Source organism: Novosphingobium sp. (genome assembly GCF_036803765.1).
Taxonomy (GTDB): Bacteria; Pseudomonadota; Alphaproteobacteria; order Sphingomonadales; family Sphingomonadaceae; genus Novosphingobium.
Genome location: NZ_DAIRTS010000021.1, coordinates 52,542 through 75,205, shown reverse-complemented (window position 1 = coordinate 75,205; position 22,664 = coordinate 52,542). Strand labels below are relative to the sequence as shown.

Annotated in this window: 19 protein-coding genes; 16 read left to right on the top strand and 3 right to left on the bottom strand. The window is 69.1% G+C overall.

Features of this window, described 5'->3' with window-relative positions; genetic code table 11:
* Positions 1 to 33: 33 nt before the first annotated feature.
* Genes V7Q48_RS13940 through gluQRS form a run of 3 tightly spaced genes read right to left on the bottom strand, consistent with a single transcriptional unit; the run spans position 34 to position 1,696 of the window.
* Entirely contained in the window at positions 34 to 594 is a 561-nt protein-coding gene (locus tag V7Q48_RS13940) for a cob(I)yrinic acid a,c-diamide adenosyltransferase (RefSeq protein ID WP_333838867.1), read from the bottom strand.
* A gap of 26 nt (positions 595 to 620) precedes the next feature.
* Positions 621 to 854: a hypothetical protein gene (locus tag V7Q48_RS13935; protein ID WP_333838866.1), complete on the bottom strand. Its 234-nt coding sequence runs from the start codon at positions 852 to 854 to the stop codon at positions 621 to 623.
* A complete protein-coding gene (gene gluQRS / locus V7Q48_RS13930) occupies positions 851 to 1,696 on the bottom strand; it encodes a tRNA glutamyl-Q(34) synthetase GluQRS (protein ID WP_333838865.1) in 846 nt (281 codons plus the stop codon). Before gluQRS ends, V7Q48_RS13935 begins: the two co-directional genes overlap by 4 nt.
* A gap of 606 nt (positions 1,697 to 2,302) precedes the next feature.
* Between gluQRS and guaA the strand changes: the two genes are divergently transcribed.
* The 16 genes from guaA to V7Q48_RS13850 all read left to right on the top strand — a co-directional run bounded on the left by guaA (position 2,303) and on the right by V7Q48_RS13850 (position 22,661).
* Positions 2,303 to 3,874: a glutamine-hydrolyzing GMP synthase gene (guaA, locus tag V7Q48_RS13925; protein WP_333838864.1), complete on the top strand. Its 1,572-nt coding sequence runs from the start codon at positions 2,303 to 2,305 to the stop codon at positions 3,872 to 3,874.
* Positions 3,875 to 4,051: 177 nt separating this feature from the next.
* On the top strand, positions 4,052 to 5,911 hold the full coding sequence (locus tag V7Q48_RS13920) for a glycoside hydrolase family 3 protein (protein WP_333838863.1): 1,860 nt from the start codon (positions 4,052 to 4,054) through the stop codon (positions 5,909 to 5,911).
* A gap of 85 nt (positions 5,912 to 5,996) precedes the next feature.
* Positions 5,997 to 7,187 (top strand): GGDEF domain-containing protein, encoded by a 1,191-nt coding sequence (locus V7Q48_RS13915; RefSeq protein ID WP_333838862.1) that lies wholly within the window; start codon positions 5,997 to 5,999, stop codon positions 7,185 to 7,187.
* Positions 7,188 to 7,276: 89 nt separating this feature from the next.
* Positions 7,277 to 7,951, top strand: a complete 675-nt coding sequence (locus tag V7Q48_RS13910; RefSeq protein WP_333838861.1) for a response regulator transcription factor — start codon at positions 7,277 to 7,279, stop codon at positions 7,949 to 7,951.
* Complete coding sequence (locus V7Q48_RS13905) at positions 7,948 to 8,988, top strand: sensor histidine kinase (protein ID WP_333838860.1); 1,041 nt, start codon at positions 7,948 to 7,950, stop codon at positions 8,986 to 8,988. The genes V7Q48_RS13910 and V7Q48_RS13905 overlap by 4 nt, the downstream gene beginning before the upstream one ends.
* A gap of 29 nt (positions 8,989 to 9,017) precedes the next feature.
* On the top strand, positions 9,018 to 10,136 hold the full coding sequence (locus V7Q48_RS13900; RefSeq protein ID WP_333838859.1) for an efflux RND transporter periplasmic adaptor subunit: 1,119 nt from the start codon (positions 9,018 to 9,020) through the stop codon (positions 10,134 to 10,136).
* A gap of 11 nt (positions 10,137 to 10,147) precedes the next feature.
* On the top strand, positions 10,148 to 13,225 hold the full coding sequence (locus tag V7Q48_RS13895) for an efflux RND transporter permease subunit (protein ID WP_333838858.1): 3,078 nt from the start codon (positions 10,148 to 10,150) through the stop codon (positions 13,223 to 13,225).
* Positions 13,218 to 13,517, top strand: coding sequence for a DUF3240 family protein (locus tag V7Q48_RS13890; RefSeq protein ID WP_333838857.1), 300 nt, complete (start codon positions 13,218 to 13,220; stop codon positions 13,515 to 13,517). Before V7Q48_RS13895 ends, V7Q48_RS13890 begins: the two co-directional genes overlap by 8 nt.
* Positions 13,514 to 14,791: a TolC family protein gene (locus tag V7Q48_RS13885; protein WP_333838856.1), complete on the top strand. Its 1,278-nt coding sequence runs from the start codon at positions 13,514 to 13,516 to the stop codon at positions 14,789 to 14,791. Before V7Q48_RS13890 ends, V7Q48_RS13885 begins: the two co-directional genes overlap by 4 nt.
* A 192-nt stretch (positions 14,792 to 14,983) precedes the next feature.
* Positions 14,984 to 15,727, top strand: coding sequence for a trehalose-phosphatase (gene otsB, locus V7Q48_RS13880; RefSeq protein WP_333838855.1), 744 nt, complete (start codon positions 14,984 to 14,986; stop codon positions 15,725 to 15,727).
* The gene (locus V7Q48_RS13875) at positions 15,724 to 17,535 is read left to right on the top strand and encodes a glycoside hydrolase family 15 protein (RefSeq protein ID WP_333838854.1); all 1,812 of its coding nucleotides are present in this window, start codon (positions 15,724 to 15,726) and stop codon (positions 17,533 to 17,535) included. Before otsB ends, V7Q48_RS13875 begins: the two co-directional genes overlap by 4 nt.
* Positions 17,532 to 18,935 carry an alpha,alpha-trehalose-phosphate synthase (UDP-forming) gene (locus V7Q48_RS13870; RefSeq protein WP_333838853.1) on the top strand — a complete coding sequence of 468 codons (1,404 nt, stop codon included), beginning with the start codon at positions 17,532 to 17,534 and terminating at the stop codon, positions 18,933 to 18,935. The genes V7Q48_RS13875 and V7Q48_RS13870 overlap by 4 nt, the downstream gene beginning before the upstream one ends.
* Before the next feature lie 83 nt (positions 18,936 to 19,018).
* Entirely contained in the window at positions 19,019 to 20,797 is a 1,779-nt protein-coding gene (gene recQ / locus V7Q48_RS13865) for a DNA helicase RecQ (protein ID WP_333838872.1), read from the top strand.
* Positions 20,798 to 20,910: 113 nt separating this feature from the next.
* Positions 20,911 to 21,906, top strand: coding sequence for a right-handed parallel beta-helix repeat-containing protein (locus tag V7Q48_RS13860; RefSeq protein ID WP_442947142.1), 996 nt, complete (start codon positions 20,911 to 20,913; stop codon positions 21,904 to 21,906).
* A gap of 40 nt (positions 21,907 to 21,946) precedes the next feature.
* The gene (locus tag V7Q48_RS13855; RefSeq protein WP_333838852.1) at positions 21,947 to 22,300 is read left to right on the top strand and encodes a hypothetical protein; all 354 of its coding nucleotides are present in this window, start codon (positions 21,947 to 21,949) and stop codon (positions 22,298 to 22,300) included.
* Positions 22,301 to 22,361: 61 nt separating this feature from the next.
* Positions 22,362 to 22,661 (top strand): hypothetical protein, encoded by a 300-nt coding sequence (locus V7Q48_RS13850; RefSeq protein ID WP_333838851.1) that lies wholly within the window; start codon positions 22,362 to 22,364, stop codon positions 22,659 to 22,661.
* Positions 22,662 to 22,664 lie beyond the last annotated feature (3 nt).

The following is a 22,664-nucleotide window of genomic DNA, read 5'->3' as shown; positions in this document are numbered from 1 at the left end:
CCGCCTAGCGCAGACCCGGCAAGGTGGGAAGCGTCAGCGGCTGGCGCCGGGCACCCACAGGGGATCGCTGCCGGCGTTGATCGCGCGGGCCAGGACGAAGAGATAGTCCGACAACCGGTTGAGATAGCCGAGCGCGGCCGGGTTCACCGGCTCGGCCGCGGCCAGCGCCGTGGCGGCCCGTTCGGCGCGTCGCGTGATCGCGCGGGCGAGGTGGACGCGCGCTGCAGCCTCGCTGCCGCCGGGCAGGATGAAGCTGGTCAGCGGCGGCAGGGCGGCGTTGTGGCGGTCGATCGCGGCCTCAAGCCAGTCGACCTGCGCGGGCACCACCCGCAGCGTCATCTCGCCGGGCGTGAAATCGGTGCCGGGGGTGGCGAGGTCCGCGCCGAGATCGAACAGGTCGTTCTGGATACGGCGAAGCTCGTCGAGCATCGTGCCTTCGGTCGCCAGCGTCGCCAGGCCGATCGCGCTGTTTGCCTCGTCCACCTCGCCGATCGCAGACATGCGCGCATCGTGCTTGGCGCGGCGCGAGCCGTCGACCAGGCCTGTGGTGCCGTCGTCGCCGGTGCGGGTGTAGATGCGGTTGAGCTTGACCATCGTGTTGTCGCCGGCCGGCAGGGCGGTCAGTTCTTGCCCGCGACCATCAGCATGATGACCACCACCACGATGGCCAGGCCCTGGAACTTGATGCGGTTGAACATCATGCGGTTCTGCAGCAGCTGCATCTCGCGCACGCCCTCGTCGCCGCGCTCCAGTCCTTCGCGCGTTGTTCGCAGGAAGGCCACGATCCCGCGCACCAGCGAATATACAGTCAGCGCCATGAGGGCGATCAGTACGGGCACGAGGACATAGATCATGGTGCAAGGTCTATGGTGTCCGCCAGCGAAACGCCAGTGTCAAAAAGACCAGCCTGGATTGCGATGCGCAGCGCCGCGCCGTCCTCGCCCGCGCGGCGGCGTTCGGCCAGGCCCGCAGAGCCGCGACGCTTGGCCAGCTTGTGCCCGTCGGCGCCGACCAGCACGGGATGATGGTGCCAGCGCGGCACCGGCAGGTCGAGCAGCGCCTGGAGCAGGCGGTGGACGTGGCTGGCGCGGAACAAGTCGATCCCGCGCGTGACGACGCTGACGCCGTCGGTCGCATCGTCGAGCGTCGCCGCCAGGTGATAGGACGCCGGGGCATCCTTGCGCCACAGCACCACGTCGCCGAACATCGCGGGCTCTGCCCGTTGCTCACCGCGCCGTTCGTCGAACCATGTGAGCGGGCCGGCGCGCGACACGGCTGCCGCCATGTCGAGCCGCCAGGCCAGCGGCGCATCGGGCGCGGGCGGACGGTGCCGGCAGGTGCCGGGATAGATCGGGCCGTCGGGGCCGGATTGCGTGGCATGGGCGGCGATTTCGGCGCGGGTGCAGCTGCAGGGATAGAGCAGCCCGTCCGCGCGCAGCGAGGCTGCGGCAGCGCGATAGGCCGCGATCCGGCCGGATTGTGCGCCGACCTCGCGCCATGACAGGCCGAGCCAGGCGAGGTCGGCGCGAAACTCGTCCGCCAGCTCGGGGCGGCTGCGCGGACCGTCGATGTCCTCGATCCGCAGCAGCATCGTGCCGCCGTCCTGCGCGGCGCGATCCGCCGCGACGATCGCGGCATAAGCATGACCTAGGTGCAGCGCGCCGTTGGGGCTGGGAGCAAAGCGAGTGACGGTCATGGAATGAGCAGGTGCCAAGCGGCTTGCCCTGCGGCAAGTGTGGCGCACATGGCACACCGGGTGCAGTTGACGGAAACGCAAAACGGCCGCCCCGCCGGACGGCCGCCTTGATATCCGGCCTGCATCGCTGCGGTGACAGCGGCATGGCCGGGGCAGTACAAGTATTCTATCCGAAGACAGCGCCGCTTGAGAGGATCCGGCGTGTATTCGTCATGGCTGCCGCCAGCGCTCAGACGAGCGTGGCAGTGAACATCGCGCCGCTGACACCAGCGGCGAGGATGAGCGGCAGCACAACCGTTGCGATCTTGCGCATGGTATGCTCCTGTTTTCCTGTGAACGGTATTGTTCTTTTGTATTGCCTTGCAGGGCCTCTCCGCTCGTCGCGCCGGCAGGGTGTGGCTCGGAGCTGCGAACTGGTGCTCACATAGGATCAAGCGTTTTTGCTGCAAGTGCGTTGATGAGTCATGCGGTTGCATGAAACGCAATTAGCTATGCGCATGCATGCTTTGTGTTGCCCCACTGCAACACCTTTCTTGCGCATACGATACCATAGGGGATGCGCCGCAAATGCTGGACAGGTCCGGCCCGCTTCCTTATCGGCCAGCCATGACCACACAGCCCGAAGAATCGGCCCCCGAATCGATCCTCATCGTCGATTTTGGTAGCCAGGTGACGCAGCTGATCGCGCGCCGCGTGCGCGAGGCGGGCGTCTATTCCGAAATCGCTCCGTTCACGCAGGCCGAGGCCGCGTTCCACCGGATGAAGCCCAAGGGCATCATCCTGTCGGGATCGCCCGCCAGCGTGCCGGCCGACGGCAGCCCGCGCGCGCCGCAGGTGCTGTTCGACAGCGGCCTGCCGATCCTGGGCATCTGCTATGGCCAGCAGGTGATGAGCCACCAGCTCGGCGGGACGGTCGAATCCGGCGATTCGGGCGAGTTCGGCCGCGCCTTCCTCACCGTCACCGAACCTTGCGTGCTGTTCGACGGGTTGTGGAAGGAAGGCGAGCGCCACCAGGTGTGGATGAGCCACGGCGACAAGGTCACGCAATTCGCCCCCGGCTTCCGCATCGTCGCGGTCTCGGACGGCGCGCCCTTTGCCGTCATCGCCAATGACGAGAAGAAGTACTACGGCACCCAGTTCCACCCCGAGGTCGTGCACACGCCCGACGGCGGCAAGCTGATCGCCAATTTCGTGCGCCACGTCTGCGGCTGCCATGGCGAATGGACCATGGCCGAATTCCGCAAGACCAAGATCGCCGAAATCCGCGAGCAGGTCGGCGATGCCCGCGTGATCTGCGGTCTGTCCGGCGGCGTCGATTCGGCGGTGGCGGCGGTGCTGATCCACGAGGCGATCGGCGACCAGCTGACCTGCGTGTTCGTCGACCACGGGCTGATGCGCCTGGGCGAGGCGGAGCAGGTGGTCTCGCTGTTCCGCAACCACTACCACATCCCGCTGGTGCACGTGGATGTCTCCACGCTGTTCCTCAAGGGCCTCGAAGGCACGACCGACCCCGAGGCCAAGCGCAAGTTCATCGGCAAGACCTTCATCGACGTGTTCGAGGCCGAGGCACGCAAGATCGGCGGCGCCGACTTCCTTGCGCAGGGCACGCTCTACCCCGACGTGATCGAGAGCGTCTCGTTCACCGGCGGTCCTTCGGTGACGATCAAGAGCCACCACAACGTCGGCGGTTTGCCCGAGCGCATGAACATGAAGCTCGTCGAACCCTTGCGCGAACTGTTCAAGGACGAAGTGCGCGCGCTGGGCCGCGAGCTGGGCCTGCCCGACGTGTTCGTCGGCCGGCACCCGTTCCCAGGACCGGGCCTCGCCATCCGCATCCCCGGCGAGGTCAACCGCGAGCGCGCCGACATCCTGCGCAAGGCCGACGCGATCTACCTCGAGGAAATCCGCAATGCGGGCCTCTACGACGCGATCTGGCAGGCCTTTGCCGTGCTGCTGCCGGTCAAGACCGTGGGCGTCATGGGTGACCATCGCACCTACGATTCGGTCTGCGCGCTGCGGGCCGTCACCTCGACCGACGGCATGACTGCCGACATCTATCCCTTCGACGCCGGCTTCCTCAGCCGCGTGGCGACGCGGATCGTCAACGAGGTCAAGGGCATCAACCGCGTGGTCTACGACTATACCTCGAAGCCGCCCGGCACGATCGAGTGGGAATGACGCCATTCCGGCGGGTGCGGCAGGTCCGCGCCCGTCGGGGTTGAGCGACGGAGGCGACGGCCTCTCTCTCGCGCGCCGGTTCGGCGTTGCGGTTATGAATCATAATGCTAATCCCGCTTTTCCGGCGGCGACCGCCCCGGTCCATTCCGGGAGACAGGCGTTATGCGGGCAGGGCAGATGATCTTCAAGGCGGGGCTGCTGCTGGCCTCGGCGACCGTTCTGCCCGCAGCCGCGCCCGTGCCGGCAGCACCACAGACCGGCACCCTTTCGTTCCGCGACCTCAATCACAACGGGCGGATGGACCGCTACGAGGATCCGGGCGCACCGGTCGAGCAGCGGATCGACGATCTCCTCGCGCAGATGACGCTTGAGGAGAAGGCCGGGATGATGGTGCACGGCACGCTGGCGGCGGTCGACTCGCCGCTGGGTGCCTCGAGAAAGGGCTATGACCTCGGTGCCGCGCGCACCGCGATCATGCAGCGCCATGCCAACAGCTTCATCACCCGCCTGACAATGCCGGCGGCCGAATTCGCCGCGCAAAACAATGCGGTACAGAAGATCGCCGAGGCGTCGCGGCTTGGCATCCCGGTCACCATCAGCACTGACCCGCGACATCATTTCGAATCGACGCTGGGAGCCAGCACCAACGGCGGCGGCATCTCGCAATGGCCCAACACGCTGGCCTTTGCCGCGCTGGGCGATCCCGCGCTGGTGCGTCGCTTCGGCGACATCGCCCGCCAGGAATATCGCGCCATGGGCATCACCATGGCACTCTCGCCCCAGGCCGATGTCGGCGTGGAGCCGCGCTGGGCGCGTTATGCCGCCACCTTCGGGTCCGATCCCGCCACGATCTCGCGCCTTGCCGGGGCCTATGTCGTCGGATTCCAGGGCAGCCCGACCGGCCTGACACGCGACGGCGTCGCCACCGTGGTCAAGCACTGGGTCGGCTATGGCGCCGAGCCCGGCGGCTTCGATGGCCACAATTACTATGGCCAGCAGGTGACGTTGACCGACACCCAGTTCAAGGCCCACGTGCGCGCCTTCGACGGCGCGCTGGCCGCGCACAGCGCGGGCGTGATGCCGACCTACGTGATCGTCACTGGGCCCAAGGTCGACGGCCGGCCGCTCGAGCCGGTGGGCGCAGGCTTCAGCAAGCAGTTGCTCGCCGACCTGCTGCGCCGCGAGAAGGGCTTCGGCGGGGTGATCGTATCGGACTGGGGCATCACCAACGACTGCCCGCGCGAATGCCGCGCGCCTGATGCCGCCCACCCGCAGATGCCCTGGCACATCGCCATGCCCTGGGGTGTGGAGGACCTGACGCCGACGCAGCGTTTCGCCAAGGGCATCAACGCCGGGATCGACCAGTTCGGCGGGGTGGACGATGCCGCGCCCGTCATCGCGGCGGTGCAGGCCGGGCTGCTCACCGAGGCGCGGATCGATGCCTCGGTGCGGCGCCTGCTGCGGGTGAAGTTCGAGATGGGCTTGTTCGACAACCCTTATGTCGATGCCGAGGTTGCCGGCCGAATCGTCGGGCAACCGGCGTGGCGCCAGGCGGGCGAGTCCGCCCAGCGCGCCGCGCAAGTGCTGCTCGCCGATCGTGGCCATGTGCTGCCGGTCAAGCCGGGTCGGCGGGTGTGGCTGTCGGGCGTCGATGCCGCGGCGGCGCGCAGCGCGGGCTATGTCGTGGTCGACGATCCGGCCAAGGCCGAGGTCGCGCTGGTGCGCGGCGCGACTCCGTTCGAGGTGCTGCACCCCCACCACTTCTTCGGCTCGCGCCAGCATGAGGGGCGAATCGCCTTCACGGCAGAGGACGCCCCCGTTCGTGCGCTGACCCGGGCCCGGGCGGCCGGCATCCCGGCGATCTTCGCGGTCGAGATGGACCGTCCGGCGGACCTGACCGTGGTGCGCCCGGTGGCATCGGCGATTCTCGTCAACTTCGGCACCAGCGACGCGGCGCTGCTCGACGTGGTGGCAGGCCGTGCACGGGCCAAGGGGCACATGCCGTTTCCCCTGCCGGGAGGTGCTGCGACGCGCTGATTTCGAGGGTGAATGTGGGTTAACGATATGTTTTCCCTATTGCCCTTAAGTGCATGTCTTCGAGTGGGGCATCCGACGAGCGACGATGACAGGCGCACTTTTCACGATCTATCTGTTCATCGTCGCCACGCTCCTTGCCAGCGCGGGCATGACCCTGTGGGAACGCAAGACGCGGCCCGAGCGGCGCGGCACGCTGGAGACCTGCGCGGTCGGCTATCTCGTGCTGGCCGCCGGATGCGTGGTCGCGACCGCGCGGTCGTACATGCCCGGCATCAGCGGTGCGGCGCTGAGCAACCTCGTGATCCTGAGCGGCTACATGCTGGTGCTCGACGGCGTGGCCGCCGTCGGCGGACGACGCCATAGGGCCCTGTCGCTGGGGTTGCTTGTGGTCATGGCCGCGGTCTGGGCGCTTGCCGGGCCGCGCTGGCCCGAGACGGTGTGGCTCTACGCCTCTGGCGTTCCGATCGTGATCGTCTGTGCGCTGACCGCCTGGGAAGCCTGGCGTGCGGCGCCGCTACGGCACCTGCGCTCGCGCAAGGTGCTCGTCGCGGTCCTGGCGTTCCACGGCCTGGTCTATGCCCTGCGCGTCACGGTCCTGCCTTTGGCGGCCCTGCGCTACGGCCCAGCGCTGGTCGCGGCGAGCAGCACCATCACGATGTACGCCGGCGTGCTCTATTCTGTGGTCCTGCCGATGGCGATGCTGGCGGTGGTGCGCGAGGAAGCCGACGCGGGGCTGGTGCGCCTGGCGCAGACCGATCACCTGACCAACCTTGGCAATCGCCGCTGGTTCTTTGCGCAAGGCGGCACGGCCCTGGCACTGGTGCCGGGCGTGGCGGCCCTGCTGGCCTTCGATATCGATCACTTCAAGTCGATCAACGACCGCTTTGGTCATGCCACCGGCGACGAAGTCATCGCCTCCTTCGCCCGCATCCTGCGCGAAACGGTCGGTGCCAATGCGCTGCTGGCGCGAATCGGCGGCGAGGAATTCGTGGCGCTCCTGCCGGGGTGCGATGCCGCCGGCGCGCGGCGGATCGGGGATGCGGTGATCGCCGAATTCGCCGACAGCGCAGTCCTCAGCCGCAGCGGCGTGGCCGTCAGCGCGACGGTCAGCGTCGGCATGGCGGAGCGCTTCGGCCCGCCCGGAACGCTGCCATCGGGCGAAAGCGCGGTCGCTGCCCTGCTCGCAGAGGCCGATGCGGCGCTGTACCGGGCCAAGGCAAAGGGCCGCAACCGGATCGAGCCTGCGCTCCCCGTTCCCGGGGTGGCGGCTGCCTGAGGTCGATTGGCGCCCGAGACCGGCCGGCGCGTCAGTCTCCCGTCAGTCATTCTTGCTAAACGCGGCGCCAGGGCGGATGCAGGGACATCATGGCGCGTATCCTGGTGGTGGAAGACAACGAGCGGCTGGCCCGCCTGATCGCCGACGGGCTGACGGCACAGGGCCATGTCTGCGACTGTGTCCTGTCGCTCGGCGCGGCGGACGATGCCCTGCACGCGGCGCAATTCGATGGACTGGTGCTCGATCTCGGCCTGCCCGATGGCGATGGCGTCGACTGGCTGCGCCAGCGCGCCGGAGCGTTGCCGCCGGTCCTGGTGCTGACCGCGCGCGATGCACTCGAGGACCGCATTCGCGGGCTGGATGCGGGCGCGGACGATTATCTGCCCAAGCCGTTCGAGATGCGTGAACTGGCCGCCCGCCTGCGCGCGCTGCTGCGCCGGCCCGGCGAGCGCCACGACGCGGTCCTGACGCTGGCCAATCTGGTCTATGATCCGGCCGGGCAGAGCGTGCAGGTAGACAAGGTGGCGCTGGAGCTGACGCGGCGCGAGGCGGCGCTGATCGAGCTGCTGCTGCGCCGCGCCGGGCAAGTGGTGCGCCGCGCGGCGATCGAGAACAGTCTCTACACGTTCGACGAAGCCGTGACGCCCAATGCCGTCGAGGCCGTCGTCTCGCGCTTGCGGCGCAAGCTGGACGAGGCGGGCGCGGCGGTCGAGCTGCACACGATTCGCGGCGTCGGCTACATGGCGCGGGCCCGCGCGGCATGAGCCGGCCACCCTCGATCACCGGCCGCCTGACCAACAGCCTCGCGCTCGTCGGCGGGATCGGCGCGGTCCTGCTGCTGATCGTCATCGGCATCGAATACCGCATCTCGTTCAGCAACTTGTCGAACCACGACGCGCTGGTCCAGGCGCTGCATGAATTGAGCGAGCATGTCCTGCTGCCCATGGCCGTGCTGATCCTGCCGATGGCACTGGCCGGGCGCTGGGCGATCAAGAGCGGGGTCAAGCCGCTGATTGCCGCCGCGCGCCAGATCGACGCGCGTGCCAATGAAACGCGCGGGGTGCGGGTCGATATCACGCACTTCCCGGTCGAGGCCCGGCCGTTCGCCGAGGCGATCAATCGCGTGCTCGGCCGGGTGGACCATGCCGCCGCGCTGCACGAGGCCTTCGCCGCCGACATCGCGCACGAGCTGCGCACGCCGCTGACGCTGCTGTCGCTCGAACTCGACCGGCTGGACTATCCCGAGGCCGAGCGGATGCGCGGCGATGTCGCGCAGATGCGGCGCCTGATCGACCAGCTCATGCTGCTGGCGCAGGTCGACGCGGACCGCACCGCGCACGTGCCGCCGGCGCGGCTCGACCTGGGGGACATCGCGGCCGAAGTCATTGCGCAACTGGCGCCGATCGCGCTCGACCAGGAACGGCGGCTTGCGCTCGAGGGCGACGTGCCGCTCCTCATCCATGGGCGCCGCGAGGCGATCGCCGCGGCGCTGCGCAACCTCATCGAGAATGCGCTGCGGGTGACCCCGCCGCATGGCACGGTGACGGTGCGGACGGCGCCATCGGAGGGTGGCGGGGAGGTGCTGCTGGCGGTGCGCGACGAAGGTCCGGGCCTGGCGCCCGACGAGTTGCTGGCGCTGGTCGAACGCCATCGCCGCGCCGATCATGCCAGCCGCGACGGGGCGGGGCTGGGCCTCGCCATCGTCGAGCGGATCATGCGCGCGCATGGCGGGCGTCTCTCGGCCAGCCCGGAAACGCATGAGATCGTGCTTCATTTTCCGGCGGCCCCCGCGTCAGGGTAATGTCAGGGTTGCGACTTAAGGCCGTATTCATGACGAAACGGGCTTGGACGATCGGCGGCGTCGCCGCACTGGCACTCGCAGGCGGCGCCTGGTGGTGGATGGCCGGGGCTTCCGGCCCTGCCGCGCCGTCTCCGTCCGATACCCCGGCGGCGCCCGCTGCGGGCAGCGACGGCGTGATCGCGCTGTCCAACGACCAGATCCGCGCGATGGGCCTGTCCTTCACCCCGGCGGCGGCATCGACGACGATCCCCGTCGCCGAACTGCCCGCGCAGATCCTGCCTCAGCCCAATGCCCGCGTGGCCGTGGCGGCGCAGTACCCCGGCGTCATAACCCGCATCTTCGTGGTCAATGGGCAGGACGTGCGCGCCGGGCAGCCGCTGGCGACCGTCGCCAGCCGTGACATGGTCGGCCTGACCGCCGAACTGGCGCGCGCGCAGGCCCGGCAGCGCGTGGCGCGCGCGCAGGCGGCGCGACTCGGCCAGTTGGCGCGCGAGGGCATCATCGCCCCCGCGCGCGCCGATGAGGCCCGCGCGACCGCGCAGCAGAGCGATATCGACGTCGGCGAACAGAGCCGCCTGATCGGGCTGGTCCCCGGTGGGCGTGCGGGCGGCACGGGCTATACCCTGACCGCGCCGATCGCCGGGCGGATCAGCGCGATGGCGGCCGAGACCGGCAAGGCCGTCGATACGACGATGGCCCCCTTCGTCATCGATGGCGGCGGTCCGCTCCAGGTCACCGCGCAATTGCCCGAGGCACTGATCGGCAAGGTCAAGCCCGGCATGGCGGTGCGGATCGGCAGCACGACCGGCACAGTCGGTGCGGTCGGGCAGTCGCTCGATCCCGCGACGCGCTCGGCCACGGTGACGGCGACGATCCCCGCGGGCAGCGCCGTGGCGGGTGGAGCCACCACGATTGTGATCGAAGGCGCGGCGCCGGCCGGAGCCGTGCGCGTTCCTGCCACGGCCCTGGCCGACGTCAACGGGGCCAAGGCGGTGTTCGTCGCGGCGCGCGGCGGTGTCCGCATCCGCCGCGTGACCGTGGGCGGGGCCAGCGCCGACAGCGTCGTCATCAGCGGCGGCCTTGCCGCGGGCGAGCGCGTGGTGGTGACCGGCGTCAGCGAGCTGGCCGCGCTCGCGGCCGCGAACTGACCCGCGCGCCGATGCTCCGCCAACTCCTCGCCAAGGCGCTGTCCTATCGCCTGCTGGTGCTCGCTGCCGCGCTGATCGTGGCCGGGATCGGCGGCTGGACTTTCGCCAACCTGCCGATCGACGCCTATCCCGACATCGCGCCGACGCAGGTCAAGATCATCCTCAAGGCGCCGGGCATGACCCCGGACGAGGTCGAGACGCGCATCCTTGCGCCGATCGAGCAGGAGATGCTCGGCCTGCCGCGACAGGCGGTGCTGCGCGCCACCGCAAAATACGCCATCGCCGACATCACCATCGACTTCGTCGACGGCACCGACATCTATTGGGCGCGCCAGCAGGTCAGCGAGCGCCTGGCGGGCGTGATGGGCGACCTGCCGGCCGGCGTGGGTGGCGGGCTGGCGCCGATCTCGACGCCCTTGTCCGAACTGTTCATGTTCACCATCGACGGGCCGCAGAGCCTGGAAGAACGGCGCACCGCGCTCGACTGGACGATCCGGCCCGCGCTGCGCACCGTGCCCGGCGTCGCCGACGTCAACGCGCTGGGCGGTTATGTCCGCACCTTCGAGGTCCGGCCTGATCCGGTTGCGCTGGGGGCTGCCGGGCTGACGCTCGACGACGTCAAGGCTGCGGTCGAATCCGGCAACCGCAATGATGGCGCCGGGCGCCTCGCCAATGGCGAGAACGCGCTGATCGTGCGTGCGGTGGGCGCGATCCAGACGCTCGACGATTTGCGCGCCGTGGTCCTCCACGCCAGCGGCGGGCGCGTGCTGCGGCTGGGTGACGTGGCGACGGTCGCCACCGGCAGCCTTACCCGATATGGCGCGGTCAGCAGCGACGGGCGCGGCGAGACGGTCGAGGGCCTGGTCATCGCGCTTCGCGGTGCTGACGCGCGTCAGGTGGTCGCCGGCGTCAAGACCCGGCTTGCCGAACTGCAGCACAGCCTGCCGCCCGGCATGAAGATCGACGTGTTCTACGACCGCTCCGACCTGATCGGCCGCGCCGTGGGCACGGTGGAGGAAGCGCTGCTCGAGGCGACCTTGCTGGTCGTCGTGCTGCTGATGCTGTTCCTGGGCGACTGGCGCGCCGCCGCGATCGTGGCGACGACACTGCCGATGGCCGCGCTCATCTGCTTCATCCTGATGCGCGCCTGGGGGCTGACCGCCAACCTGATGAGCCTGGGCGGCCTTGCCATCGCTATCGGCATGCTGGTCGACGGTGCGGTGGTCGTGGTCGAGAACGTGGTCGAACGGCTCGCCCATGTGAAGGACAGTGATTCGACGCCGCGGCTGAACCACGTTTTCCGCGCGACCAGCGACGTGATCGTCCCGGTTTCCGCGGGCCTGCTCATCATCGCGCTGGTGTTCCTGCCGCTGGTCTCGCTCGAAGGGCTGGAGGGCAAGCTGTTCGCCCCCGTCGCGCTGACCATCATGTTCGCGCTGGCGGCCGCATTGCTCCTTGCGCTGACGCTGGTGCCGGTGCTCGCCTCGCTCGGCCTGAAGGCCGGCGCCCATGCCGACCCGCGCATCATGCGCTGGCTGACACCGCGCTATCGCCGCGTGCTGCAGGGCGCCTTCGCCCGCCAGCCGCTGGTCTACGGCCTGGCGGGCGTGGGGTTGGTCGCCGCGGTCGTCGCCTACGGCGCGGTGGGCAAGACGTTCATGCCGCAGATGGACGAGGGCAGCGTCATCGTCCAGCTGGTGAAGAGCCCGTCGATCGGCCTTGCGCATTCGGTCGCAGGCGATGGCGCGGCGCAGCGCGTGCTCAAGGCCCGCGTGCCCGAGGTCGACCGCGTCGTCTCGCGCGTGGGGGCGGACGAGCTGGGTCTCGATCCCATGGGCCTGAACGAGACCGATACCTTCGTCACGCTCAAGCCGCAGGGCGAATGGCGCGGCAGCAAGGAGTGGGTCATCGAGGAGATGCGCAAGGCCATGGCGCTGCTGCCGGGCATCGATGCCAGCTTCACCCAGCCGATCGAGATGCGTGTGTCCGAAATGCTGACCGGCTCGCGCGGGGATCTCGCGGTCAAGATCTTCGGACCCGACGGGCAGAAGCTGGGCGCGCTCGCGGGCAAGGTCGAGGCGATCCTGCGCAAGACGCGCGGCGCGAGCGAGGTCATGACCGTCGCCAACGATCGCGTCGATTACCTCCAGATCGACATCGACCGGCTGGCCGCGGGCCGCGCCGGGCTGGCGGTGAGCACGATCGAGGATGCGCTGCGCAGCCAACTCGAAGGCACGCGCGCCGGGATCGTCGCCGAGGGCAACCGCCGCATCCCGATCGTGCTGCGCGGGGCCGAATCCGTCGAGCGCAGCACCGCGCTGCTGACCGGGACGGTGCTGCGCGGCGCGGACGGGCAGTCCGTCAGGCTGAGCGACGTCGCGCAGATCCGCCCGGTCGCGGGGCCGGTGAAGATCGACCACGAGAACGGCTCGCGCTATGCGCTGGTGCAGGCCTTCGTCTCGGGCCGCGATCTCGTCGGCTATGTCGAGGAGGCCAAGGCCACGGTAGAGGCGCAAGTACCGCTGCCGGCGGGATACCGCATGGTCTGGGGCGGCCAGTTCGAGAACCAGCAGCGCGCGGCCGCCCGGCTGGCGCTGGTGGTGCCCGCAGCGCTGGTGCTGATCTTCCTGGTCCTGCTGGCGACGCTGCGCTCGCTGCGCGCCTCGCTGCTGATCCTCGTCAATATTCCCTTCGCCATGGTGGGTGGCATCGTCGCGCTGTGGGCGGCGGGGCAGTACCTGTCGGTGCCCGCCTCGGTCGGTTTCATCGCGCTGCTCGGCATCGCGGTGCTCAACGGGCTGGTGCTGGTCTCGTACTTCCGCCAGCTGCGCAGCGAAGGGCTCGGGATGGCAGAGGCGGTGCGGCTGGGCGCCGAGCGCCGCCTGCGGCCCGTGCTGATGACCGCGAGCATCACCGCGTTCGGCCTCGTTCCGCTGCTCTTTGCGACGGGGCCGGGGTCGGAGATCCAGCAGCCGCTGGCCATCGTGGTGATCGGCGGCCTCGTCAGCTCGACCCTGCTGACGCTGGTCTTGCTGCCGTTGCTCTATGAACGCTTTGGCGAAAGCCGCGAGGAACGTGCCGATGGCTGACCTGCTGCTCACCCTGCATTGCGCCGCCGCCGATGCCGAAGCGATCGGCGATGCGCTGCGCGCAGCCTTCGCGGTGCCGGTCCACCTGCGCGAGGAACGCGTGCTGGGGTCCGACTTCAGCGACGCCACCACCGCCGAGCGCGTGACCGCCAGGCTCGAGCGCCGCGCGATCGAGCTGATCGTGCCGCAAACACGGGAAGCCGAGGCGCTGGCCCTCGTCAAGGGCCTGCGGCGCGACGGGCCGGTACGATGGCACACCTGCCCCATCCTCGCACGGGGGCGCATCGCATGAGGGGCCGTTTCGACAAGGCGGTGATCGCCGCGCTTCTGCTGGCGGCCCCGGCCGGCGCCGCGGCGCAAGGTGCCCCCGCGCTCGACTTGCGCCCCGACCTGCCGCCGCCCGCCGCCGTGAGCGAGGCGCTTGACAGCTATCCCGGCGTGCTGTCGGGTGCGGCCAAGGTCGATGCCGCCCGCGCGCAGGCCGGCGCGCTGGCGCGAGGGACGCAGGAATTCTCGGTTTCGGCCACGGCGCTGCGCCGCAGCGTCGATCGCGAGGGCGACTTCGCCGAATTCGACGCCACGCTGACGCGCCCGATCCGCCTGCCGGGCAAGGCACGGCTGGACCGCAAGACCGGCGCCGCCGGCGTGACCTTTGCGCAGAACATGATGGCCGATGCCCGCCACCAGGCGGCGCTCACGCTGTCGCAGCTGTGGTTCGACTGGGTCGAGGCCGGCGCGCTCGCCGCAAACGACGCGTTGAGCGTCGCCAACCTGCAGCGCGCGCTCGATGCCGTGCGCCGCCGCGCCGCGCTGCGCGATGCCGCCGCGCTCGATGTCGACCAGGCGAGCGCGGCCTTGGCCCGCGCACGGGGCCAGTTGGCGGATGCCCAGGCCCGCGCGGCCGAAGCGCGCGCCCGGCTCGGTGCGACGTTCCCTTCGCTGGCGCTGCCCGATGCGCCGCCCGCGCCGACCCTGCCTGCCGCGCCCGCGATGGGATTTGCCGCGCTGTCGCAACTGGTCATCGATCGCAGCCACGAGATCGGCGCGGCGCAGGCCGAGGCCGACCGGCAGGGCTTTCTGGCGGATCGCGCCGCCGCCGAGCGCACGCCCGATCCTTCGGTGGGCGTGCGCGCCTTCAGCGAGCGCGGCGGCATGGAACGCGGCCTCGGCGTGGTCGCGACGATGCCGCTGGGGGGTGGCTATCGCCGCTATCAGGCGCAGGAAGCTGAGGCCAACGCCCGTGCCGCGACGCAGGAACTGGCGGTGATGCAGCGCTCGGTGCGGGCGACGGCCGCCGCAGACCAGGCGGTTGCCGAGAGCCGGCTGGCCGGCTGGCAATCGCTCGACGACGCGGCGCGCGCGGCCGAAGCCGTGGCGCAGCGCACGCAGGCGGGCAATCGCCTGGGCGCCATCGACCTGACCGATCTTCTCTATGCGCAGCGGCAGGCAACCGACGCGCGACGCGAAGAGATTACCGCACGGATGCTGGCGCTGCGGGCGATCCTGAAGCTGGAAATCGATTCGCATGTCGTGTGGATCGACGCCGACGATCACGACGCCGGATAAGGCTGCCGGGCGGGCGTCGGGCACCGGATAAGTCCTGTCGGGCAAAGGCTTTCGCAACGGGGAACCGCAGCGGGGCGGGGGGGTTAGGTTGATGTGCCCCCCTCTCCCCTTGGAGCAAATCCCATTTCTGTCGCAGCCTGCCAGCCCGCCCTTCTGCCTGCTCCCCAGCCGCATCTGCTGGATGGGGCGACGGTGTTCCTCGACATCGACGGCACCCTTATCGACCTGACCGACGACCCCGCCGCCGTGATCGCGGACGCCCCCACGCGCATGTTGCTCGACGCGCTTTACACGCACCTCGATGGCCGTCTGTCCATCGTCAGCGGACGTTCGCTGGAGCAGATCGACGCCATTCTCGGGCCAATCGCGCAGCGCGTGCCCGTGACCGGCAGCCATGGTCTCGAAACCCGCTACAACACGATCCTGGCCCGGCCCGAGCGGCCGGCCTCGCTCGATGAGGTGGCGCTGCGGCTGTCGGAGCTGGCCAAGGAATGGCCGGGCGTGCTGGTCGAGGAAAAGTCGTTTGGCGTCGCGATCCACTGGCGCGCCAACCCGGCCGCGCGCGACGTGGCGGAAGCCCTCGCGGCGAAGCTGTCGCGCATCCATGCGCTGCGTCTGCAGCACGGCAAGGACGTGGTCGAACTGCGTCTCCCGGGCGGCGACAAGGGGCAGGCCGTGCGCCGTTTGATGGCGCGCCGGGGCATGGTCGGCACGCATCCGGTCTATTTCGGCGACGACCTGACCGACGAAGCCGGGTTCGCCGCGGCGCGGGCGCTGGGCGGCTATGGCGTGCTCATCGGCCCCCGCGCCTTCGACGGCAGCGCCACCGCCGCCGACCTCGCGCTTCCGAACGTGGCGGCACTCCTCGCCTACCTGCGCGGCGAAGTTGCCGGCGCGGACATTGCCGGGGTGGATCGGGCTGGGGAAGGGCAATGACCGCCAGCGTCGATCTTTGGCCGATCGGCAACTGCCAGGTAGCCGGACTGATCGACCGCAGCGGCAGCCTGGTCTGGGGCTGCGTGCCGCGCCTCGACGGTGACCCGACGTTCTGCGCCCTGCTCGACGACAAGGCGCAGGGCGACGACGCGGCGCACGGTTTCTGGGCGATCACGCTCGAGGATACGGTCGCCACCAGCCAGCACTACATCCGCAATACGCCGGTCCTGGTGACCCAGCATACCGATGCCCATGGCGGCGCGATCGAGGTCATCGACTTCTGCCCGCGCTACATGAACAACGGCCGGATGTATCGCCCGGTGGCGTTCGCGCGCATCGTGCGGCGGCTGGCCGGCAGCCCGCGCATCCGCATTGCGTTGCGCCCGGCGACCGATTGGGGTGCGGGCAAGCCCGAGACCACCACCGGCTCGCACCACATCCGCTTCCTGCTCGAAAACCTGACCCTCAGGCTGACCACCGACGCACCGGTCGGCTGGATCGAGGCCGAGCGGTCGTTCCGCGTCGAGCGGACGCTGCATTTCTTCCTCGGCCCCGATGAAAGTTTCACCGACGACCTGCGCCACGGGCTCGAGGAAATGCTCGCGCGCACGATCGCCGAGTGGCGGCACTGGACGCGGGGCCTCGCAACGCCATACGAATGGCAGGACGCGGTCATCCGGTCTGCCATTTCGCTCAAGCTGTGCCAGTACGAGGAAACCGGCGCGATCGTCGCCGCGCTCACCACCTCGATCCCCGAACATGCCGGGTCGCAGCGCAACTGGGACTACCGGTACTGCTGGATCCGCGATGCCTATTACACGATCCAGGCACTCAATCGCCTTGGCGCGCTCGACGTGCTGGAGGGCTATCTCGAATACCTGCGCAACGTCGTCGACAATGCGCGCGGCGGGCATATTCAGCCGCTCTACGGCCTCGGCGGCGAGGAAGTGCTGACCGAGCGCGAGGCCAGCGCACTGGCCGGCTATCGCGGCATGGGGCCGGTCCGCGTCGGTAACCAGGCCTACGAGCAGATCCAGCACGATGCCTATGGCCAGATCGTGCTGTGCAACACGCAGGCGTTCTTCGACCAGCGGCTTTACCGCCGCGCCGGCATCGCCGACTTCGAGGCACTCGAGGCCGTGGGCGAGCGTGCGTTCCAGGTGCACGACACCGCCGACGCCGGCTTGTGGGAACTGCGCACCCGCGCCCACGTCCACACCTATTCGGCCGCGATGTGCTGGGCGGCCTGCGATCGCCTGGCCAACATCGCCGTCAAACTCGGTCTGCCCGACCGTGCAGACTTCTGGCAGAACCGCGCCGACACCATTCGCGCCACGATCGAGGCCCGCGCCTGGCGGCCCGAGACGCAGCGGTTCTCGGCGACGTTCGGCGGCGACGATCTCGACGCCAGCCTGATCCAGCTGCTCGACATGCGCTTCCTGCCGCCCGACGATCCGCGCTTTCAGGGCACGCTCGATGCGGTCCAGCAGGGCCTGCGCCGGGGCAGCCACATGCTGCGCTATGCCAGCGAGGACGACTTCGGCCTGCCCGAGACCGCGTTCAACGTCTGCACGTTCTGGCTGATCGAGGCGCTCCACGCCACGGCGACGCCCGACAATGGCCGTGCCGAGGAAGGGCGCCAGCTGTTCGAGGAAATGCTGTCGCGGCGCACCGCTGCCGGCCTCCTCTCCGAAGACATCGACCCCGCCACCGGGGAATTGTGGGGCAATTATCCCCAGACCTATTCGCTCGTCGGCCTGATCAATTGCGCCGGCCTGCTGAGCAAACCCTGGAGTACCATACGGTGAAGCGCCTGATTGTCGTCTCGAACCGCGTCCAGCCCCCGAGCGAGGAAGCGAGCGGCAACCAGGGTGGTCTCACCCTGGCGCTGTCGGCCGTGCTGCGCGAAAGCAACGGGATCTGGTTCGGCTGGTCGGGCGAGGAGACCGAAACCTATACCGGCAACATCAATTTCCAGAAGTCGGCCGGCGTGACGACGGCGACCGTCGATCTCGAGCCGCAGGACATCCATGAATATTACGACGGCTTTGCCAACCGCACGCTCTGGCCGCTGTTCCACTATCGCGTCAGCCTCGCCGAGTTCGAGCGCGGCTTTGTCGACGGGTACGAGCGGGTCAACACGCGCTTTGCCGATACGCTGCTGCCGCTGATCACCGAGGACGATCTCGTCTGGGTGCACGACTATCATCTCGTCCCGCTGGGCCAGCGCCTGCGCGAGCGCGGGGTGACCAATCGGATCGGCTTCTTCCTGCATATTCCCTGGCCGCCGATGCGGCTGATGGTGTCGCTGCCCAATCACCAGGAACTGGTGGAATCGATGTTCGCTTACGACGTCGTCGGCTTTCACACCGAGGACTGGAAGGAGAGCTTCCTCGATTATGTGCGCGCCCAGATGGATGCGCAGATCGACGAAGACGGCACGATCGTGTGGCAGGGGCGCACGCTGAAGGCCGTGGTCTGCCCGATCGGGATCGACGCGGCGGCCTATGCCGAGACGGCGACAACCAAAACCGCGCGCACCATGTGCCGGCAGATGCATGAAAGCGCGGCGGGGCGCGGCATGATCGTGGGCGTTGACCGGCTCGATTATTCCAAGGGCCTGCAGGAACGCTTCCTGGGCTACGAACGCCTGCTGTCAACGCGCGAGAGCATGTCAGAGAACGTGTTCCTGCTGCAGATCGCGCCGCCCAGCCGCGAGGGCGTGCAGACCTACCAGGAGATCCGCGCCTCGCTCGATTCGCTGTCGGGGCGAATCAACGGTGAGTTCGCGACCGTCGATTGGGTGCCGCTGCGCTACGTCAACAAGGGCTATTCGCGCGATGCGCTGGCGGGGATTTACCGCGCGGCGCGCGTCGGCCTGGTCACGCCCTTGCGCGACGGGATGAACCTCGTCGCCAAGGAGTTCGTCGCAGCGCAGGATCCCGAGGACCCCGGCGTACTGGTGCTCTCGCACTTTGCCGGAGCCGCCGCGCAGATGCCCGAGGCCGTGCTGATCAATCCCTATAGCCCCGAGGAAATCGCGGACGCCCTGGCCCAGGCGCTCGACATGCCGCTGGCCGAACGCAAGTCGCGCTGGCAGGCGCTGATGGATGGCCTGCTGCGCGAAGACGTGATGTGGTGGCTCAATCGCTTCATGGCGGAGCTGGACCCGGCCACTGGCGCCGAACCGGAAATCGAGCTGGCCTGACGGCAGCGCCGGACGGCCAAGGTCTGGTCGGCGCGCTGCCGATCTGTCATAGGCCGCCCGTGACTGTTGCCCCGTCCCCGACCATGCTCGATGCCGCGCGCCAGCGACTGGCCCAGGTCTTCGGTTTTCCCGATTTTCGCGGGGTGCAGGATCAGGTCGTCGGCCGCGTTCTCGAAGGCCGGTCGACGCTCGCGGTCATGCCAACGGGTGCGGGCAAGTCGCTGACATACCAGCTGCCGGCGGTGATGCTCGAGGGGACCTGCGTGGTCGTCTCGCCGCTGATCGCGCTGATGCACGACCAGCTGCGCTCGGCCACCGCCAATGGTATCCGTGCCGCTGCGCTGACCAGTGTCGACACCGATCGCGAATGGACGATCGAGCGCTTCCGCAATGGCGAGCTGGACCTGCTCTACGTGGCGCCCGAGCGCGCCAGCCAGGGCCACTTCCGCGAACTGCTGGGCAAGGCGCCCGTCTCGCTCTTCGCGATCGACGAAGCGCATTGCGTGTCCGAGTGGGGGCATGACTTCCGCCCCGACTATCGCCTGCTGCGCCCGCTCATGGATGCCTTCCCCGAGGTGCCGCGGCTCGCACTGACCGCGACGGCGGACCGGCACACCCGCGCCGACATTCTCGAGCAGCTGGGCATTCCGCAAGACGGCCTGATCGTCGCCGGGTTTGACCGGCCCAACATCCAGTACCGCATCGCCGCGCGCGACAGCGCGGCGCGCCAGATCGCGCGCTTCATGGCCGACAATCCCGGCCCGGGCGTGGTCTATGCCCCCACGCGCAACCAGGTCGAGAAACTGGCCGAACAGCTTTCGGGCAGCGGCCGCCCAGTACTGCCCTATCACGCCGGCTTGCCCGCCGAGACCCGCGCCGCCAATCAAGCGGCCTTCGTCGCTAGCGAGGACATGGTGATCGTCGCGACGGTCGCCTTCGGCATGGGCATCGACAAGCCCGATGTGCGCTTTGTCGCGCATGCCGGCCTGCCCAAGTCGATCGAGGGCTATTACCAGGAGACCGGGCGCGCCGGGCGTGACGGCGACCCCTCGGTGGCGCTGCTGCTGTGGGGCGCCGACGATTTCGCCCGCGCGCGCCAGCGCCTCGCCGAAGTCGACGAACAGCGCCGGCAGGGCGAGCGCACGCGGCTTGATGCGCTGGCCGGGCTGGTCGAGACGCCGGCATGCCGCCGCGCCGTGCTGCTGCGTCACTTCGGGGAAGACCCGCCGCAGACTTGCGGCAACTGCGACAACTGCATCGACCCGCCCGGGCTGACCGATGCGACCGAACTGGCGCAGAAGCTGCTGTCGGCGGTCTATCGCACCGGGCAGAGCTATGGCCTCGGGCACCTCGAGAAAGTGCTGACCGGCAGCGCGGACGAGCGCGTGACTCAGCGCGGCCACGACCAGCTGTCGGTCTTCGGTATCGTCCCGTCGGACCAGGCGCCGCTGCTCAAGGCTTTGGCGCGGGCGCTGCAGGCGCGGGGCAGCCTCGTGCCGACCGACCACGGCGGGTTGGCGCTGGGCGGCGATGCGCGCGCCATCCTCAAGGGAGAGGCCAAGGTCGAGATCGTGCGCCCGCCGGTGCGCGAACGCAGTGCCGGAAAGCGTGGGCGCGGGGGCGCAGGAGCAGCGCTCAACCCCGTCGGCGATCCGCTGTTCGACGCCCTTCGTGCCTTGCGCCGCGAAATCGCGCAGGAGGCCAACGTGCCGCCCTATGTGGTCTTCCATGATGCCGTGCTGCGCGAGATGGCGGCGGCGCGGCCCGCGTCGCTGGCCGATCTGGCGGCGATCAGCGGGGTCGGATCGCGCAAGCGCGACGCCTACGGCGACCGGTTCCTCGAGGTGATTCGCCAGTTCTGAGCGTTGCATGTCGAAAGTGCATAGGTCTGCGCGGGGCTGCCAGGCGGAACCTAAATAGAGAGTCAACCATTTTGCGATAGGTTGACCCACATGGGTTAAGCCGGAAAAACGCCATGCTGACAGAAATCGAAACCCGCCTGAGCCGGCACCGCCATATGCGGCAGCGCCTGATGCTCCTTGCGTTCGCCATGCTGGCGGCGATACCGGCGGGTGCCCTGCTGGCGCAGCCCACGGCCGCTGCGGCGCCTTATACCGTGGTGGAAACCGGGCAGGGATACGACAAGCTGCAGGATGCCATCAATTCGCTGGGCGAGGGTGACGGCACGATCCGCATTGCGCCTGGCACCTGGCGCGATTGCGGCGTGCAGCCGCATGGCAACGTCACCTATGTTGCCGCCGTGCCGGGCCAGACCGTGTTTGACGGCAAGGTCTGCGAGGAGAAGGCCGCGCTGGTGATGCGCGGGCAGTCGATGCGCGTCGAGGGCCTGATCTTCCAGAACATGCGCGCCTTCGATGCCAACGGGGCGGGTATCCGGCTCGAACGCGGCGATCTTACCGTGCGGCAGTCATGGTTTCGCGACAGCGAGCAGGGTATCCTCTCCGCCAACTTTCCCGCCGGCCATGTCCTGATCGAGCAGTCGACATTCACGCGGCTGGGTCGCTGCGACCGCGGCCTGTCCTGCGCCCACTCGCTCTATTTCGGCGACTACGCCAGCGTGGTGATCCGCCGCAGCCGCTTCGAGGCGGGCACGGGCGGCCATTACGTCAAGAGCCATGCCGGCCATATCGAGGTGATCGATTCCAGCTTCGACGACAGCCGCGGCCACACCACGAACTACATGATCGACCTGTCGATCGGTGCCAGCGGCGTCATCTCGGGCAACTGGTTCGAGCAGGGCCGCGACAAGGAAAACTACAGCACCTTCATCGCCAATGCCGCCGAAGGGCACGAGCACAGCGCCGATGGCCTGACCATCACCGGCAATACCGCGCGGCTGGTGCCGGGCCTGAACCGCCCGACGGTGTTCGTGGCCGACTGGTCGGGCGACCGCATCGCGCTTGGCAACAATGTCCTGGGTGCCGGCATCGCGCGGTTCGAGCGCCGGTGAACTTGCCCGCCGGGTTCCCGGCCCCTATGTCATCATGGTGTTGAGCCGACTTCCCCGGGCATTGGCGGGTCGCTTCTGGGCGATCATGCTGGTTCTGACCATCGCCGTGTCGGCGGTGGTGCCCGGCGCTGCGCCATTGACCCAGCGCAGCGGTTCGGCCTTCGCGGCCGATACGGTCGAAATGGTGGTGGCGCCCGCGCGCACCCAGGCGACCGTCACCTGCCGCGTGGAACTGCCCCCGGTGCCGGTGCTGCCGACCTTGCAGGCCGACGCGTGCGCGCCGACGATGGCCGCGCCGGTCGAAGTTCTTGCCAAGCCGCATGCCACCGGCCCTCCGCTCTCCGCGCTTGCGCTTCTCTCGCCCGGAACTCCGCGCGCGCCTCCTGCTGCCTGAAAATGCCGTGATCCTCGTCGCACCCGAGGGTGCGATCTACGCATGTTTCAGGAATTGCATGATGACTATCCAGACCCAGAGCGCCGATGCGCTCGCCCGCCGTGCGCACGTCGAAGCGCTGCTGGCCGCCTATCCCGATGTCACCCCGCAGGAGCACGGGATGCTCGTCACCTATTTCAAGCGTGAGGCCAATGCCCTCGACGTCGGCATGATCGCCAGCAACGAGACGATCGGGCGCGGCTATGCCCGCTTCCGGTCCGATCATCTCGATCGGTTCACGATGTCCGACCTGATCAAGGGCGTGGCCGTGGCTGCGGCCATGATCCTGTGCGCCGGTCTGGTGATGTTCCGCGCTTTCTGATTC